Genomic DNA, 13,349 nt, shown 5'->3' with positions numbered 1-13,349 from the left:
TCCTTGTCCCGGGTCCGGCGCGGCCGGTCAGGCCTGTAGGCGTGCGCCGTTCGCGCGCGCCGCGGCGGCCAGAGCGGCGAAGGGCGGCTCGGCGAGGGCCGCGGTCAGCTGGTCGTCCCACCGCTCAAGGGGCGGCAGACCGCATCGGGCCCAGTTGCCGTGACCGAGGACACCGAAGGCGGGACGAGCCGCCGGGCGCGGGAACTTCTCCGAGCCGACCGGGCGGATCCGTTCCGGATCGAGGCCGGCGAGGCGGAAGGTCTCCCGGGCCAGGCCGTACCACGTGGTGTGGCCGGCCGCCGTGCCGTGGTAGGTGCCCGCAGGTGCCCGACCGGCCAGGGCCGCACGGCCGAGGGCCGCCAGCCGCCGGGCGAGCGCGCGGGACCAGGTGGGCTGTCCGTGCTGGTCGGCCACCACGTCCAAGCTCTCGCGCCGGGCGGCGAGTTCGAGCATGGTGGCCACGAAGTTGCGGCCGTGCGCCCCGTAGAGCCAGGCGGTGCGCACCACGTAGCCGGTGTGCGGCAGCAGTTCGACGACGGCTCGCTCGCCCGCCAGTTTGCTGCGCCCGTACGCGTTGACGGGTCCCGTGGGTGCGTCCTCGGGGTAGGGGCCGCGGCGGTCGCCCGGGAACACGTAGTCGGTGGAGACGTGCAGCAGGAGCGCGCCGGCGTCCGCGCAGGCCTGTGCCAGGTGACGTACGCCCGTACCGTTGACGGCCGTTGCCGCCGCTTCGGACCGCTCGGCGCCGTCGACGTCCGTCCAGGCGGCGCAGTTGACGACCACGCGGTGGCCCCGGACGGCCTCGCGCACGGCGGCCGGATCGGTGATGTCCAGCTGGTCACGGCGCGGTCCGGTCACCTCGGCGTCCGGATCGGCGGCGAGTTCGGCCAGCACGTCCTGTCCGAGGAGCCCGCGCGCACCGGTCACCAGCCATCCGGTGCTCATCGCAGTCCGGCCCTCTCCTTGAGCGGCTCCCACCAGCTGCGGTGTGCGCGGTACCAGGAGACCGTGGCGGCCAGGCCTTCGGCGAAGTCCACCTGCGGGGCGTAGCCGAGCTGTTCGCGGATCTTGCCGTCGTCCAGCGAGTAGCGCAGGTCGTGGCCCTTGCGGTCGGCGACGTGCTCGACCCGGTCCCAGTCCGCGCCGACCGCGTCCAGCAGCAGGCCGGTGAGCTTGTGGTTGGACAACTCCGTGCCGCCGCCGATGTGGTAGACCTCCCCGGCCCTGCCGCCGTGCAGGACCAGGTCGATGCCCCGGCAGTGGTCGGAGACGTGCAGCCAGTCTCGGATGTTGCGGCCGTCGCCGTACAGGGGGACCGTCTTCCCGTCGATCAGGCGGGTGATGAAGAGCGGGATGACCTTCTCGGGGAACTGGTGGGGCCCGTAGTTGTTGGTGCACCGGGTGACGACCACGTCCAGGCCGTGGGTGCGATGGTGGGCGAGGGCCAGCAGGTCGGAGCCGGCCTTGGAGGCGGAGTACGGGGAGTTCGGAGTGAGCGGGCACTCCTCGGTCCACGACCCTTCGCCGATCGAGCCGTACACCTCGTCGGTGGACACGTGCAGGAAACGGCCGACGCGGTGGCGGTGGGCCGCGTCCAGGAGCACCTGTGTGCCCGTCACGTTGGTGCGGACGAAGGGGCCCGCCCCGTCGATCGACCGGTCCACGTGCGACTCGGCGGCGAAATGGACCACCGCGTCCTGGCCCGCCATCACCTGGCCGACCACGTCCGGGTCGCAGACGTCACCCCGGACGAAGGTGTACCCGGGATGGTCCGCCACCGACGCCAGATTGGCCTCGACCCCGGAATACGTGAGTTTGTCGAGGACGGTGATCCGCGCCGTCGGATCGGAGTTCAACCGTTGGCGGACATATTCCGAACCGATGAATCCGGCGCCGCCGGTCACAAGGATACGCATGACTCTCCGATTTTCCTGGCGCCCGCGTTCGGAACCGGGCCAGGTGCCCGGTCGCCGGAGCGCGCCTTCCACGCCGCTCAGGGGCGCGGCGCGTTCCGGGCAGGCTGGACCGATACGGGCTGATGTCGTCGCTGCTGGCGTCGGAGTCTGCCGCGACGCCAGGAGCGCGGGCAGAACACGGGCGGTGCCCCGAGGCCGAAACCCCGGGGCACCCTCGCTCATTTCCGGATCGGGCGGCCGATCACGGGCCCGCGGTGGTGCAGATCGCGTAGGCGGTGAGAATAGTGGCGCCGCTGGAGGTGGCCTGCCACCCGGTGGCGGGGCCGGTTCCGGTGAAGATCGGGGCGCTCTCGCTCGCGGCGGAGCCGGGGGCGCCTGTGTAACCGCCACCGATGGCCTCGCCGGCGGCACACACGGCGGTCGACGTCACTCCCGGAGCTCCGGTCACGACGGTGGTGGGACCGACGGTGCCCTGGGAACCCTGCGCACCCTGAGCACCCTGGGCACCCAACCCACCCTGCGCACCAACGCTACCCTGGGCACCCTGCGGGCCGATGGCACCCTGGGCACCGATGGCACCCTGCGGACCGGGCAGACCCGGGAGACCCTGTGGACCGGGCAGACCCGGGAGGCCCTGCAGACCGGTCTCACCCTGCGGGCCCTGCGGACCGGTGGCACCGGTCGTGCCGGTGGCACCCGTGGCGCCCTGCGGACCCACCGGGCCGGTGGCGCCCGTGGCACCCGTCGCACCGGTGTCGCCCTGCGGACCCACCGGACCCGTCGCACCGGGCACACCCGGGTCGCCCTGCGGACCGGTGGCACCCGTCAGGCCGGTCGCACCGATGGCGCCCTGCGGACCCACCGGACCGGTCGCGCCCGTGGCACCCGTCGCACCGGCGTTGCCCTGCGGACCCGTCGCACCGGTGGCACCAGTGGCACCAGTGGCACCCTGGTCGCCCTGCGGACCGGTGGCACCGGTCAGGCCGGTGGCACCGGTAGCGCCTTGGGGACCCATTGGACCGGTGGCACCCGTGGCACCCGTGGCACCGGTGTCGCCCTGGGAGCCCTGCGGACCCTGAACGCCTGGAACGCCCGGAACGCCGGGAACGCCCTGCTCGCCGGGCACACCCTGCGGACCCGTGGCACCGGTGGCACCCGTGTTGCCCTGGGTTCCCTGCGGACCCCCGGGACCGGTCGCGCCGGTGGCACCCGTGACGCCCTGGAAGCCCTGGAAGCCCTGGGGGCCTTGGGGACCCTGGCCGTTGCCCTGGGGACCCTGGGGGCCCAGGTCGCCCTTGTCGCCCTTGTCGCCCTTGTCGCCCTTCGGGCCTCGCTTGCCTTCCTTGCCCTGCGGGCCCTGCGGACCCCGCTTGCCCTGCGGGCCTTGCGGACCGCGGTTGTGGTGGCCCCTGTCGGCCCACGGGTCGTTCGAACCGGGGGTCACCACCGCACTGCGATCGCTGGACCTCTCGATCGCGTTGGCGATGGCAGCCGTGCTCGGGGCAACGTTGAGCGCCACGGCCAGCGCGCTCGCCGACACGAGCGTGGCCGACCTCAAGCGTGAACTTCGGATCGTTCTACGGTTCAAGAGAACCTTCCTCAGGAACTGGGAGGGATCAAACTGCAAGCGCGCGCACTCGGTGCGCTTCGTTCGCATGCGTGTCACGTGCCCTTGGCCACGGACGAGGACATTCTTTACTCACGGCGCCGGAAAATTTGCGGAGCAAACACTGTGCGTGGTCGGTAAATCACCCGAGCAGCCTCAATGCGTCCGGATTCCCAGGCACCGTTTCCCCGGCATCGATTCCCCGGCATCGATTCCCCGCGCCGCTTTCGCGCGGATCTGAATTCCGTCGGGCACACCCGTCTCAGGCATTGCTCAGAAGGCCTCTGCGATAGACGGCGCAGTCCTCGAAGGAAGGCAGCAGGCCCTGCCGCTCGGCCTCCTCCAGGGTGGGCGCCGCGGCGTCCTTCTCGGACAGGATCGGTGCGAGGCCGTCGGGCCAGGAAACGGCCAGCCGCGGGTCGAGCGGATTGATCCCGTGTTCGCGTTGTGGCGCGTACCCCTCCGAACACAGATAGACGACCGTGGAGTTGTCCTCCAGCGCCATGAAGGCGTGGCCGAGGCCTTCCGAGAGGTAGACGCAGCGGTGCGTGGCGTCATCCAGCCGGACCGCCTCCCATTCCCCGAACGTCGGAGAACCGGTACGGATGTCGACCACCACGTCGAGGATCGCGCCGCTGACACAGGTGACGTACTTGGCCTGTCCCGGCGGGACCGACGCGAAATGGATGCCGCGGAGCGTTCCGCGAACGGAACGCGAGCAGTTGGCCTGGGCGAGCCTGAGTCCCTGGCCGGTGGAATCCTGGAACCTCTCGTCCTTGAACCACTCGTGGAATCGCCCTCTGCCGTCCGTGAACACCTGGGGCGCGTCCACCCAGGCCCCTTCGATGCGAAGCGGTCTCACGCACAATTCCTTTCCGACGGGGCCGTCACGCGGGCACGCCCGGCCCGGTGCGCAGCAGTTCTTCCCGGCGCGATCCGCTGCCCGGCTGGGGCATGACGACGGACCGGGGGTCCTCCAGCAGACCCAGCAGATAGTGGCCGTATCCGCTCTTGAGGAGCGGCTGGGCCAGTTCGCTGAGCCGGGCGTCGTCGATCAGGCCGGCCCGCCAGGCCGCCTCCTCGACACAGCCGATCTTGAAGCCCTGGCGTTCCTCGACCACGCGGACGTACTCCGAGGCCTGGACCATGGAGGCGAAGGTCCCCGTGTCCAGCCACGCGGTGCCCCGGTCGAGCCGGACGACGTGCAGGCTCCCGGACTCCAGATAGGCGCGGTTGAGGTCGGTGATCTCCAACTCGCCCCGGGCGCTGGGCCGCAGGCGCCTGGCGATCTCAACGACCTGATCGTCGTAGAAGTACAGCCCGGGAACGGCGTACCGGGACCGGGGCAGGGCCGGTTTCTCCTCGATGGACAGCGCCCGGCCCAGTTCGTCGAACTCCACGACGCCGTAGGCCGAGGGGTTGGCCACCGGGTAGGCGAAGACCCTGCCGCCCTTCAGGTCCGCGTTGCGGGCCAGCCGAGTGCCGAGGCCGCTGCCGTGGAAGATGTTGTCGCCCAGGATCAGGGAAACCGGCTCGCCGCCGATGAAGTCGGCCCCCAGCAGGAAGGCCTGGGCGATTCCTTCCGGGCGTTCCTGCGCCATGTACTGGAATCGCAGGCCGAGTTGACTGCCGTCGCCGAGCAACCGGCGGAACTGCTGCTGGTCTTCCGGGGTGGTGATGATCAGAATCTCCCGGATTCCGGCCATCACCAGTGTGGAAAGCGGGTAATAGACCATGGGCTTGTCGAAGACCGGCAGGAGCTGCTTCGACACCGTGCGGGTCAACGGCCACAGTCGCGAGCCGGTGCCTCCGGCCAACAGGATTCCGCGCATGGCATCACCATAGGCGAATTGCCCTTGAATGCCGCCTTTTGGACGCGGTTTGCCGCGTCTGCGCCGGACCTTCCCGCACACCGCCGCGGAACAGGCCGACCGCCGCCCGAACAGGCCCGATCGCCGCGAGTACACGCGCGCACGCCGGAGAGGCCGGGTGCGCACGCCGTTGTGCGCACCCGGCCTCTCGGGATCGTCGCCGCGGCCGGCCGGGGCGACGTTGCAGGTCAGGGCAGGTCGGTCAGCCGGCCGCGGAGCTCAGGGGCTTGGGGCTTGGGGTCGAGGACCGCGTCAGCCCAGGCGCTCGACGAGCGCGCGGTACTGGTCCCACAGCTCCTTGGGCGTGTGGTCGCCGAAGGTGTTCAGGTGCTCGGGGACCAGGGCGGCCTCCTCGCGCCATACGTCCTTGTCGACCGTGAGCAGGAACTCCAGGTCGGACTCGGACAGTTCGAGGCCGTCCGTGTCCAGGGCCGCCTTGGTCGGCAGGACGCCGATCGGGGTCTCGGTACCCTCGGCCGTGCCGTCCAGGCGCTCCACGATCCACTTCAGCACGCGGCTGTTCTCGCCGAAGCCGGGCCAGACGAACTTGCCCTCGTCGTTCTTGCGGAACCAGTTGACGTAGTAGATCTTCGGCAGCTTGGACTGGTCGCCGTCACGCTGCTCGGCGGCCTTGCCGACCTCGATCCAGTGGCCCATGTAGTCGCCCATGTTGTAGCCACAGAACGGCAGCATGGCGAACGGGTCGCGGCGCAGCTCGCCGACCTTGCCCTCGGCGGCGGCCGTCTTCTCGGATGCGACGTTGGCACCGAGGAAGACGCCGTGGTTCCAGTCGAAGGACTCCGTCACCAGCGGCACCGCGGAGGCGCGGCGGCCGCCGAACAGGATCGCCGAGATCGGCACGCCCTTGGGGTCCTCCCACTCCGGCGCGATGATCGGGCACTGCGCGGCGGGCGTGGTGAAGCGGGCGTTGGGGTGGGCGGCGGGCGTCTCGGACTCGGGGGTCCAGGAGTTGCCCTTCCAGTCGGTGAGGTGCGCCGGGGTCTCCTCCGTCATGCCCTCCCACCACACGTCGCCGTCGTCGGTGAGGGCGACGTTGGTGAAGACCGAGTTGCCCCACAGCGTCTTCATGGCGTTGGCGTTGGTGTGCTCGCCGGTGCCGGGCGCGACGCCGAAGAAGCCGGCCTCGGGGTTGATCGCGTACAGCCGGCCGTCCTCGCCGAACCGCATCCACGCGATGTCGTCGCCGATGGTCTCGACGGTCCAGCCGGAGATCGTCGGCTCCAGCATGGCGAGGTTGGTCTTGCCGCAGGCGCTCGGGAAGGCGGCGGCGACGTACTTGGCCTCACCGGTGGGCGGGGTGAGCTTGAGGATCAGCATGTGCTCGGCCAGCCAGCCCTCGTCGCGCGCCATGACGGAGGCGATGCGCAGGGCGTAGCACTTCTTGCCGAGCAGCGCGTTGCCGCCGTAGCCGGAGCCGTAGGACCAGATCTCGCGGGTCTCGGGGAAGTGCGAGATGTACTTGGTGGAGTTGCACGGCCAGGGGACGTCCTCCTGACCCGGCTCCAGCGGGGCGCCCAGGGTGTGGACGGCCTTGACGAAGAAGCCGTCGTCACCGAGCTCGTCCAGCACCGGCTGCCCCATGCGGGTCATGGTGCGCATGGACGCCGCGACGTAGGCGGAGTCGGTGATCTCGACGCCGATCGCGGACAGCGGCGAACCCAGCGGGCCCATGCAGAACGGGACGACGTACATCGTCCGGCCCTTCATCGAGCCGCGGAATATGCCTCCCTTGCCGTCCGACCCCTGGAAGATCTCCCGCATCTCGGCGGGCGCCTTCCAGTGGTTGGTCGGGCCGGCGTCCTCCTCCTTCTCGGAACAGATGAACGTCCGGTCCTCCACGCGGGCCACGTCGGACGGGTCCGACGCCGCGTAGTAGGAGTTGGGGCGCTTGATCGGGTCGAGTTTCCGGAAGGTGCCCTTCCGGACGAGCTCCTCGCACAGTCGCTCGTACTCGGCCTCGGATCCGTCACACCAGACCACGCTGTCCGGCTGCGTGAGTTCGGCGATCTCATTGACCCACGAGATCAGTTCCTTGTGGTGGGTGGGGATGACGGGGGGAGCCGCGATGTCGCGCGCCACGATCGCTCCTAAATGAGGGGTTTTTGTCTTGTCGCCCCGTGGGGGCTGCGACCCGGACGCTTCGTAGCCGCTCATCCGGTGCCGACCGCACTCATTTGATCATCCGACGAGAGTGCCCATCTGTCCAGGGGGCGTCACAGGTGAGCGACGTGAGTAATGCCACGATTCCCGCGATTCTTTGCGTCCACATGGGATTCGACTGAAGGCCTTTTTGCGTTCGGCCCGATGGCCGCGCTCACCGTCCGGCACTGCTACACGACTCACGGTGCCGTAGGTACGATGCGCGCATGACTGCGTCCGCCTCCGACGCGCCCCTGGACACGCCGGTCGCCGGCCGCGGTCCGGTCGCGCCCACCCTGCCGCACCCGGTCAAGCCGAAGCTGCGCGGCTGGCTGCATCTCGGCATGTTCCCGGCCGTGCTCGTCGCGGGGCTCGCACTCACCGCGCTGGCCGGCTCCACCCGCGGACGGATCGCCTGCGGGATCTACGTCCTCACCGCCTGCCTGCTCTTCGGCGTCAGCGCGCTGTACCACCGGGGCAACTGGGGGCCGCGCATGGGCGGCGTGCTCCGCAGGCTCGACCACGCGAACATCTTCCTGATCATCGCGGGCACGTACACGCCGCTCACCCTGCTGCTCCTGCCCGGCGCCAAGGGGCAGTGGCTGCTGTGGGGCATATGGGTCGCGGCCGCCGCCGGCATCGTGTTCCGCGTCTTCTGGGTCGGCGCCCCGCGCTGGCTCTACACCCCCTGCTACATCGCGATGGGCTGGGCGGCCGTGTTCTTCCTGCCGGACTTCCTGCGCACCGGCGGCATCGCCGTCCTGGTCCTGGTCGTCGTCGGCGGGCTTCTCTACAGCGCGGGCGGCGTCGTCTACGGCATCAAGCGACCGAACCCGTCACCGAGCTGGTTCGGCTTCCACGAGGTCTTCCACTCCTTCACGCTGGCCGCCTTCGTGGTGCACTACGTGGGCATCTCGCTGGTGGCGTACCAGCACGCGTAACAGGGCCCCTCACATCCCCCCACCCTCCAGGCCATGGCTCACACGAGCCATGGCCTTTTCCGTATGCCCGAAAACCCGGGAGAGCACGCGGAAGGCGCCCGGGAGAACGCCCGGCAGTCGGCACCGATTGATAGACCCTAGATTTTGACGGCTACTGTCATTTATTGACTACTCTCACCTGGCTACTCTCACCCGCACCGAAGACGTGCGGCGCGATCCCCGCAGCGCGGCTGGGGCACCCGCTGGTGCTCGCCATGTTCACGGCGGCCGCCGCCCTCCTGGCCGGGCTCGTGCTGCGCGAGCGCCGGGAGGCCCGCCCCTTGCTCGACATGACGCTGCTCGCCCGGCGCGGCTTCCTGTGCACGATCGCCGCGACCCCGGTGATGTTCGTGCTGAGCGGCCTGACGTTCGTGCTGCCGCCCCACCTCCAGGCCGTGCTCGGCCACGACGCGCTCGGCACCGGCGTGCGGCTGCTGCCCATGATGGGCGGGCTACTGGTCGCCGCGAAGGGAGCGCAGCCGGTCGCCGCCCGGTTCGGACCGCGGGCGGTGTCACCGCGGGCCTGGTGGTGCTCGCCTTCGCCGCGCTGCTGGGCAGCCGTACGACGGTGGAGTCCGGCTACCGCTTCACCGCGCTGTGGCTGTCGATCGACGGTGTCGGCTTCGGGTTCTCCGTCGTCCCGGCCATGGACGGGGCGCTGGCCGCCCTGCCGTCCGACCGGGCCGGCTGGGGGTCCCCCACGCCGTTGAGGCAGTGGGGGAGGCTCCGGTCTGCTGATGACGCTGCGCCGGGTCGGCGGCGCGGTCGGCATCGCCCTGCTCGGCAGTCTCCTGGCGAGCGCCTTCCGGCACCGGCTCGACGTCACCGGGCTGCCCTCCGAGGCCGCGCACACCGCCGGGCAGTCCGTGGTCGCAGCCCACCTCGTCGCCGAGAGGACGGGCTCGGCGCACCTGGCGGCCTCCGCGAGCGGGGCGTACGCGCACGGCATGGGCCTGGTGCTGCTGGTGGGCGGGATCGCCTCGGTGGTGGCGGCGCTGCTGGCGGCCGCGTTCCTGCCGGGCGGCGCCCAGGCCGCTGCCGTACGGGCCGAGCCGGAGGAGGACCCGGCCATGGCCCGTCCCTGACCGGGTGCCGGACAATGACCTTCATGACGGCCGCACGCTCCCCCAAGCTCTCGACTCCGCTCGAGCAGGGAGGGACCCCCATGCCCCCCGCCGACCGCCCTCCGATGGGACTGAGGGAACGCAAGAAGCTCAAGACCCGGCAGGCGATCCGATCGGCGACGTTCGCGCTGATCGAGGAGCAGGGGTACGACGCCACGACGGTCGAGCAGATCGCCGACCGCGCCGAGGTGTCGCCGTCGACCGTCTTCCGCTACTTCCCGACCAAGGAGGACATCGTCCTCACGGACGAGTACGACGCGATCATGCTGGAGGAACTGCGCTCCCGGCCCGCGGACGAGCCGTGGATGGACTCGCTCCGGCACGTGATGCGCAAGGCCCTCGCGCTCGGGCTGAGCGAGGAGCCCGAGGTGACCCGGCTGCGGACCCGGCTGGGCGCCGAGGTGCCCGCGGTCCGCTCCCGGATGATGGAGAGCATGTCGGCCACCGGCGTGCTCATCCGCCAGGCCATCGCGGCCCGCACCGGCCTGGACCAGGACGGCCTGGAGGTGCGGGTCTACGCGATGTCCCTGGTCGGCGGTCTGATGGAGGTCTCCATGTACTGGGCCGAGAACGGGCACAGGGAGGACCTGACCGACCTCATGGTCCGCGCCATGGACGTCCTGGAACACGGCCTGCCCACCGGAAATCCATGAGCTCAGCGCCCCGCACCCGTGCCATCCTGTCCGGGTGAACGGTCCCGAGATCCACGTCGGGTTCGCCCCCGGCCTGCACCTGTTCGTCCCGCACGCCCGGCGCCGCGGCGCCACCGCGGTCGTCACGGACGGCGTCTCGACGCTCGGCCACGTCGTGGAGTCCCTGGGGGTGCCGCTCACCGAGGTCGGCGCTCTGGTGGTGGACGGCCGTGAGGTGCCGGTGTCGCACGTGCCGCGGGCGGACGAGACGGTTCAGGTGCGGGCCGTCGCACGCCCCCAGCAGGTCCCCGGCGCCCCCCTGCGCTTCCTCCTCGACGTGCACCTGGGCACCCTGGCCCGCCGTCTGCGCCTGCTGGGCGTCGACACGGCCTACGAGTCCACCGACATCGGCGACCCCGCGCTCGCCGCCCGCTCGGCCGCCGAGAAGCGGGTCATGCTCAGCCGCGACCGGGGCCTGCTGCGCCGCCGTGAACTGTGGGCGGGCGCCTACGTCTACAGCACACGCCCCGACGCCCAGCTCCAGGACGTCCTCGACCGCTTCCGCCCCGACCTGCGCCCCTGGACCCGCTGCACCGCCTGCAACGGCCTGCTGCGGGACGCCACGAAGGACGAGGTGGCCGACCAGCTCGAGCACGGCACGCACCGCACGTACGACGTCTTCGCCCGCTGCCGCGACTGCGGCCGCGCCTACTGGAAGGGTGCCCATCACGACCAGTTGGAGGCCATCGTGGAACGCGCCCTGGCCGGGTACGCCGACCGGAGCTGATGTCGGGCTGATGTCCGGGCCCGTCCCGGAGCTGACATCCGGGGCCCGGCTCAGCCGCCCAGTGCGGTGCGCAGGCGGTCCGGGTCGGTCGTGGGGGCGTCGCAGGTGAAGTTGCGGCAGACGTAGGCGGTCGGCTCGCCGTGGGCGAGGGGCCGGTCCGCGAGCAGCGGGAACTCCTCGCTCTCCGGGGTGCCGTACGCGACGACCGCGCCGGGGGCGGTGCCCAGAAGTGCCGTACGGTGCAGGGCCTTCGCCGCCGCGTCGTCGAGGGACGGGCCGACCACCGCGATCTCGCGCGGGCCGTCGAGCAGGGCCTCGGCGACGGCGAGGCCCCAGCCGATGAAGCGCGGAACGCGCGGGCCGAGCGCGCCCACCACGCCCAACGCCCGCTCGGCGGCGGTGCGGTGGACCTCGGAACCCGTATGGGCGGCATAGCCGAGCAGGGCGCCGGCGGCCGCCGACCAGCCGGAGGGGGTGGCGTTGTCGGTGGGGTCCTGCGGCCGGCGGATCAACCGCTCGGCGTCGGCGGCCGTGTCGTACAGGGAGCCCGACTCCGGGTCGGCGAACCGGGTGAGCACGTGCCCGAGGAGCAGCCCGGCGAAATCCAGCCAGACACCCTCGCCGGTGACGGAGGCGAGAGCGAGGAAGCCCTCGGCGACGTCGGCGTAGTCCTCCAGCACCCCGGCGTTGGCTCCGGCTCGGCCGTCCTTGCTGGTACGGCGCAGCCCGGCGTGCTCGTCCATGTGCAGCCGGACCAGGAGATCGGCGGCGCCGACCGCGGCCTCGACCAGGTCCGGGCGGTCGAAGTAGGCGCCGGTCTCGGCGAGGGCGGCGATCGCCAGCCCGTTCCAGGCGGCGACGACCTTGTCGTCCCGGCCGGGCGCCGGACGCTCGGCCCGCTTCGTCAGCAGCCGGCGCCGGACGGACTCGACCCGGTCGGCGTCGAAAACGCCTTCCTGCACGGGAAGTTGCAGAACGGAGGAGCCGTGCTCGAAGGTGCCCTCCTCGGTCACGCCGAAACAGCGGGCGGCGAGTTCGGCGTCCTGTGCGCCGAGGGCCTCACGCAGCTGGGCGGGGGTCCAGACGTAGTAGGCGCCCTCGACGTGCCGGCCCGTCCCGTCGTCGCTGTCGGCGTCCAGGGCCGAGGCGAACCCGCCTTCGGCGGTGCGCAGTTCGCGCACCATGAAGTCGGCGGTCGCCAGGGCGACCCGGCGGGCGAAGTCGGAGCCGGTGGCCCGCCACAGGTGGGCATAGACCCGGCACAGCAGGGCGTTGTCGTACAGCATCTTCTCGAAGTGCGGCACCACCCAGTCGCGGTCGACGGAGTACCGGGCGAAGCCGCCGCCGAGCTGGTCGTGGATGCCGCCGCGGGCCATCCGCTCGCAGGTGTCCCACGCCATCTGGAGGGCGCCCTCGGAGCCGGTGCGGGCGTGGTGCCGCAGCAGGAACTCGATCACCATCGACGGCGGGAACTTCGGCGCCCCGCCGAACCCGCCGCGCTGCGCGTCGTACTCCCGGGTCAGCGCGAGCAGCGCCTGAGCCAGTTCCTCCTCACCGGGGGGCCGCGCGGCGCCGTAGTCGATCTCCCGGTGCGCCAGGTCCCGCACGATCTTCCCGGCGACGTCGGCGACTTCCTCCCGCCGGGTCTGCCAGGCCTGCCGCACCCCTTCGAGGACCTGCCCGAAGGAGGGCATGCCGTGCCGGGGCTCGGGCGGGAAGTACGTGCCGAAGTAGAACGGCTCGGCGTCGGGCGTGAGGAACACGGTCATCGGCCACCCGCCCTGCCCGGTGGCCGCCTGCACGGCCTCCATGTACACGGCGTCGACGTCGGGGCGCTCCTCGCGGTCCACCTTGACGCTGACGAAGTGCTCGTCGAGGAAGGCGGCGGTGGCCCGGTCCTCGAAGGATTCGTGCGCCATGACATGGCACCAGTGGCAGCTGCTGTACCCGACGCTCAGCAGCACGGGGACGTCGCGACGCCGGGCCTCCTCGAAGGCCTCCGCCGACCACGGCCACCAGTCGACCGGGTTGTCGGCGTGCTGGAGCAGGTACGGGGACGTCTCGTGGGCCAGTCGGTTCGGCATACCTCCATCCTGCCTCACCCGGCCCCGCCGGACGCGGATGGTGATCGCCCCGCGACTCCTCGTGTGCCCCGGCCCTCCCCCACGGGCGGTCGGTGCCCGGTCGGGGCCACCGGTGATCGCCGCCCCCTCGCGCTCCCGCCCGAGCCGAAGGACACTCGTAGGAAACGGAGTTGTCGCCGGAGGGGGACG

10 protein-coding genes and 1 pseudogene are annotated in these 13,349 nt (G+C 71.4%); 4 read left to right on the top strand and 7 right to left on the bottom strand.

Going from position 1 to position 13,349, the window contains the following annotated elements; all coding sequences use genetic code 11:
* Positions 1-27: 27 nt before the first annotated feature.
* The 6 genes from rfbD to ACFY4A_RS32265 form a co-directional block, all read right to left on the bottom strand.
* Complete coding sequence (rfbD, locus tag ACFY4A_RS32290) at positions 28-945, bottom strand: dTDP-4-dehydrorhamnose reductase (protein WP_390832862.1); 918 nt, start codon at positions 943-945, stop codon at positions 28-30.
* A complete protein-coding gene (rfbB, locus tag ACFY4A_RS32285) occupies positions 942-1,916 on the bottom strand; it encodes a dTDP-glucose 4,6-dehydratase (RefSeq protein ID WP_390832861.1) in 975 nt (324 codons plus the stop codon). Before rfbB ends, rfbD begins: the two co-directional genes overlap by 4 nt.
* 241 nt (positions 1,917-2,157) lie before the next feature.
* The gene (locus ACFY4A_RS32280) at positions 2,158-3,474 is read right to left on the bottom strand and encodes a collagen-like protein (RefSeq protein WP_390832860.1); all 1,317 of its coding nucleotides are present in this window, start codon (positions 3,472-3,474) and stop codon (positions 2,158-2,160) included.
* A 310-nt stretch (positions 3,475-3,784) separates the two neighbouring features.
* A complete protein-coding gene (gene rfbC / locus ACFY4A_RS32275) occupies positions 3,785-4,384 on the bottom strand; it encodes a dTDP-4-dehydrorhamnose 3,5-epimerase (protein ID WP_390832859.1) in 600 nt (199 codons plus the stop codon).
* A gap of 25 nt (positions 4,385-4,409) precedes the next feature.
* Positions 4,410-5,354, bottom strand: coding sequence for a glucose-1-phosphate thymidylyltransferase RfbA (rfbA, locus tag ACFY4A_RS32270; protein WP_390832858.1), 945 nt, complete (start codon positions 5,352-5,354; stop codon positions 4,410-4,412).
* A 291-nt stretch (positions 5,355-5,645) separates the two neighbouring features.
* Positions 5,646-7,493: a phosphoenolpyruvate carboxykinase (GTP) gene (locus tag ACFY4A_RS32265; protein ID WP_390832857.1), complete on the bottom strand. Its 1,848-nt coding sequence runs from the start codon at positions 7,491-7,493 to the stop codon at positions 5,646-5,648.
* A gap of 287 nt (positions 7,494-7,780) precedes the next feature.
* Here ACFY4A_RS32265 and ACFY4A_RS32260 point away from each other — a divergent pair, with 287 nt between their 5' ends.
* The 4 genes and pseudogenes from ACFY4A_RS32260 to ACFY4A_RS32245 all read left to right on the top strand — a co-directional run bounded on the left by ACFY4A_RS32260 (position 7,781) and on the right by ACFY4A_RS32245 (position 11,076).
* A complete protein-coding gene (locus ACFY4A_RS32260) occupies positions 7,781-8,494 on the top strand; it encodes a hemolysin III family protein (RefSeq protein ID WP_390832856.1) in 714 nt (237 codons plus the stop codon).
* A gap of 216 nt (positions 8,495-8,710) precedes the next feature.
* Positions 8,711-9,618: pseudogene (locus tag ACFY4A_RS32255) on the top strand (MFS transporter); the annotation flags it as partial.
* A gap of 23 nt (positions 9,619-9,641) precedes the next feature.
* Positions 9,642-10,310: a TetR/AcrR family transcriptional regulator gene (locus tag ACFY4A_RS32250; RefSeq protein WP_390832855.1), complete on the top strand. Its 669-nt coding sequence runs from the start codon at positions 9,642-9,644 to the stop codon at positions 10,308-10,310.
* 34 nt (positions 10,311-10,344) lie between these two features.
* Positions 10,345-11,076, top strand: a complete 732-nt coding sequence (locus tag ACFY4A_RS32245; protein WP_390832854.1) for a Mut7-C RNAse domain-containing protein — start codon at positions 10,345-10,347, stop codon at positions 11,074-11,076.
* Between the two features lie 50 nt (positions 11,077-11,126).
* Here ACFY4A_RS32245 and ACFY4A_RS32240 read toward each other — a convergent pair whose 3' ends face one another.
* Positions 11,127-13,160 (bottom strand): thioredoxin domain-containing protein, encoded by a 2,034-nt coding sequence (locus tag ACFY4A_RS32240; protein ID WP_390832853.1) that lies wholly within the window; start codon positions 13,158-13,160, stop codon positions 11,127-11,129.
* Between the last annotated feature and the right edge of the window lie 189 nt (positions 13,161-13,349).

The sequence above is a fragment of the Streptomyces sp. NPDC001292 genome (assembly GCF_042896465.1).
In the GTDB taxonomy this organism is placed as follows: domain Bacteria; phylum Actinomycetota; class Actinomycetes; order Streptomycetales; family Streptomycetaceae; genus Streptomyces.
Note: the sequence above shows the minus strand (reverse complement) of the source record. Positions and strands in the feature narration are given on the sequence as shown.

What these genes read in the sequence shown, in the direction of transcription:
- rfbD (WP_390832862.1), bottom strand. Translation starts at nt 945, where the DNA reads ATGAGCACCGGATGGCTGGTGACCGGTGCGCGCGGGCTCCTCGGACAG.
- rfbA (WP_390832858.1), bottom strand. Translation starts at nt 5,354, where the DNA reads ATGCGCGGAATCCTGTTGGCCGGAGGCACCGGCTCGCGACTGTGGCCG.
- ACFY4A_RS32250 (WP_390832855.1), top strand. Translation starts at nt 9,642, where the DNA reads ATGACGGCCGCACGCTCCCCCAAGCTCTCGACTCCGCTCGAGCAGGGA.
- ACFY4A_RS32260 (WP_390832856.1), top strand. Translation starts at nt 7,781, where the DNA reads ATGACTGCGTCCGCCTCCGACGCGCCCCTGGACACGCCGGTCGCCGGC.
- ACFY4A_RS32240 (WP_390832853.1), bottom strand. Translation starts at nt 13,160, where the DNA reads ATGCCGAACCGACTGGCCCACGAGACGTCCCCGTACCTGCTCCAGCAC.
- rfbB (WP_390832861.1), bottom strand. Translation starts at nt 1,916, where the DNA reads ATGCGTATCCTTGTGACCGGCGGCGCCGGATTCATCGGTTCGGAATAT.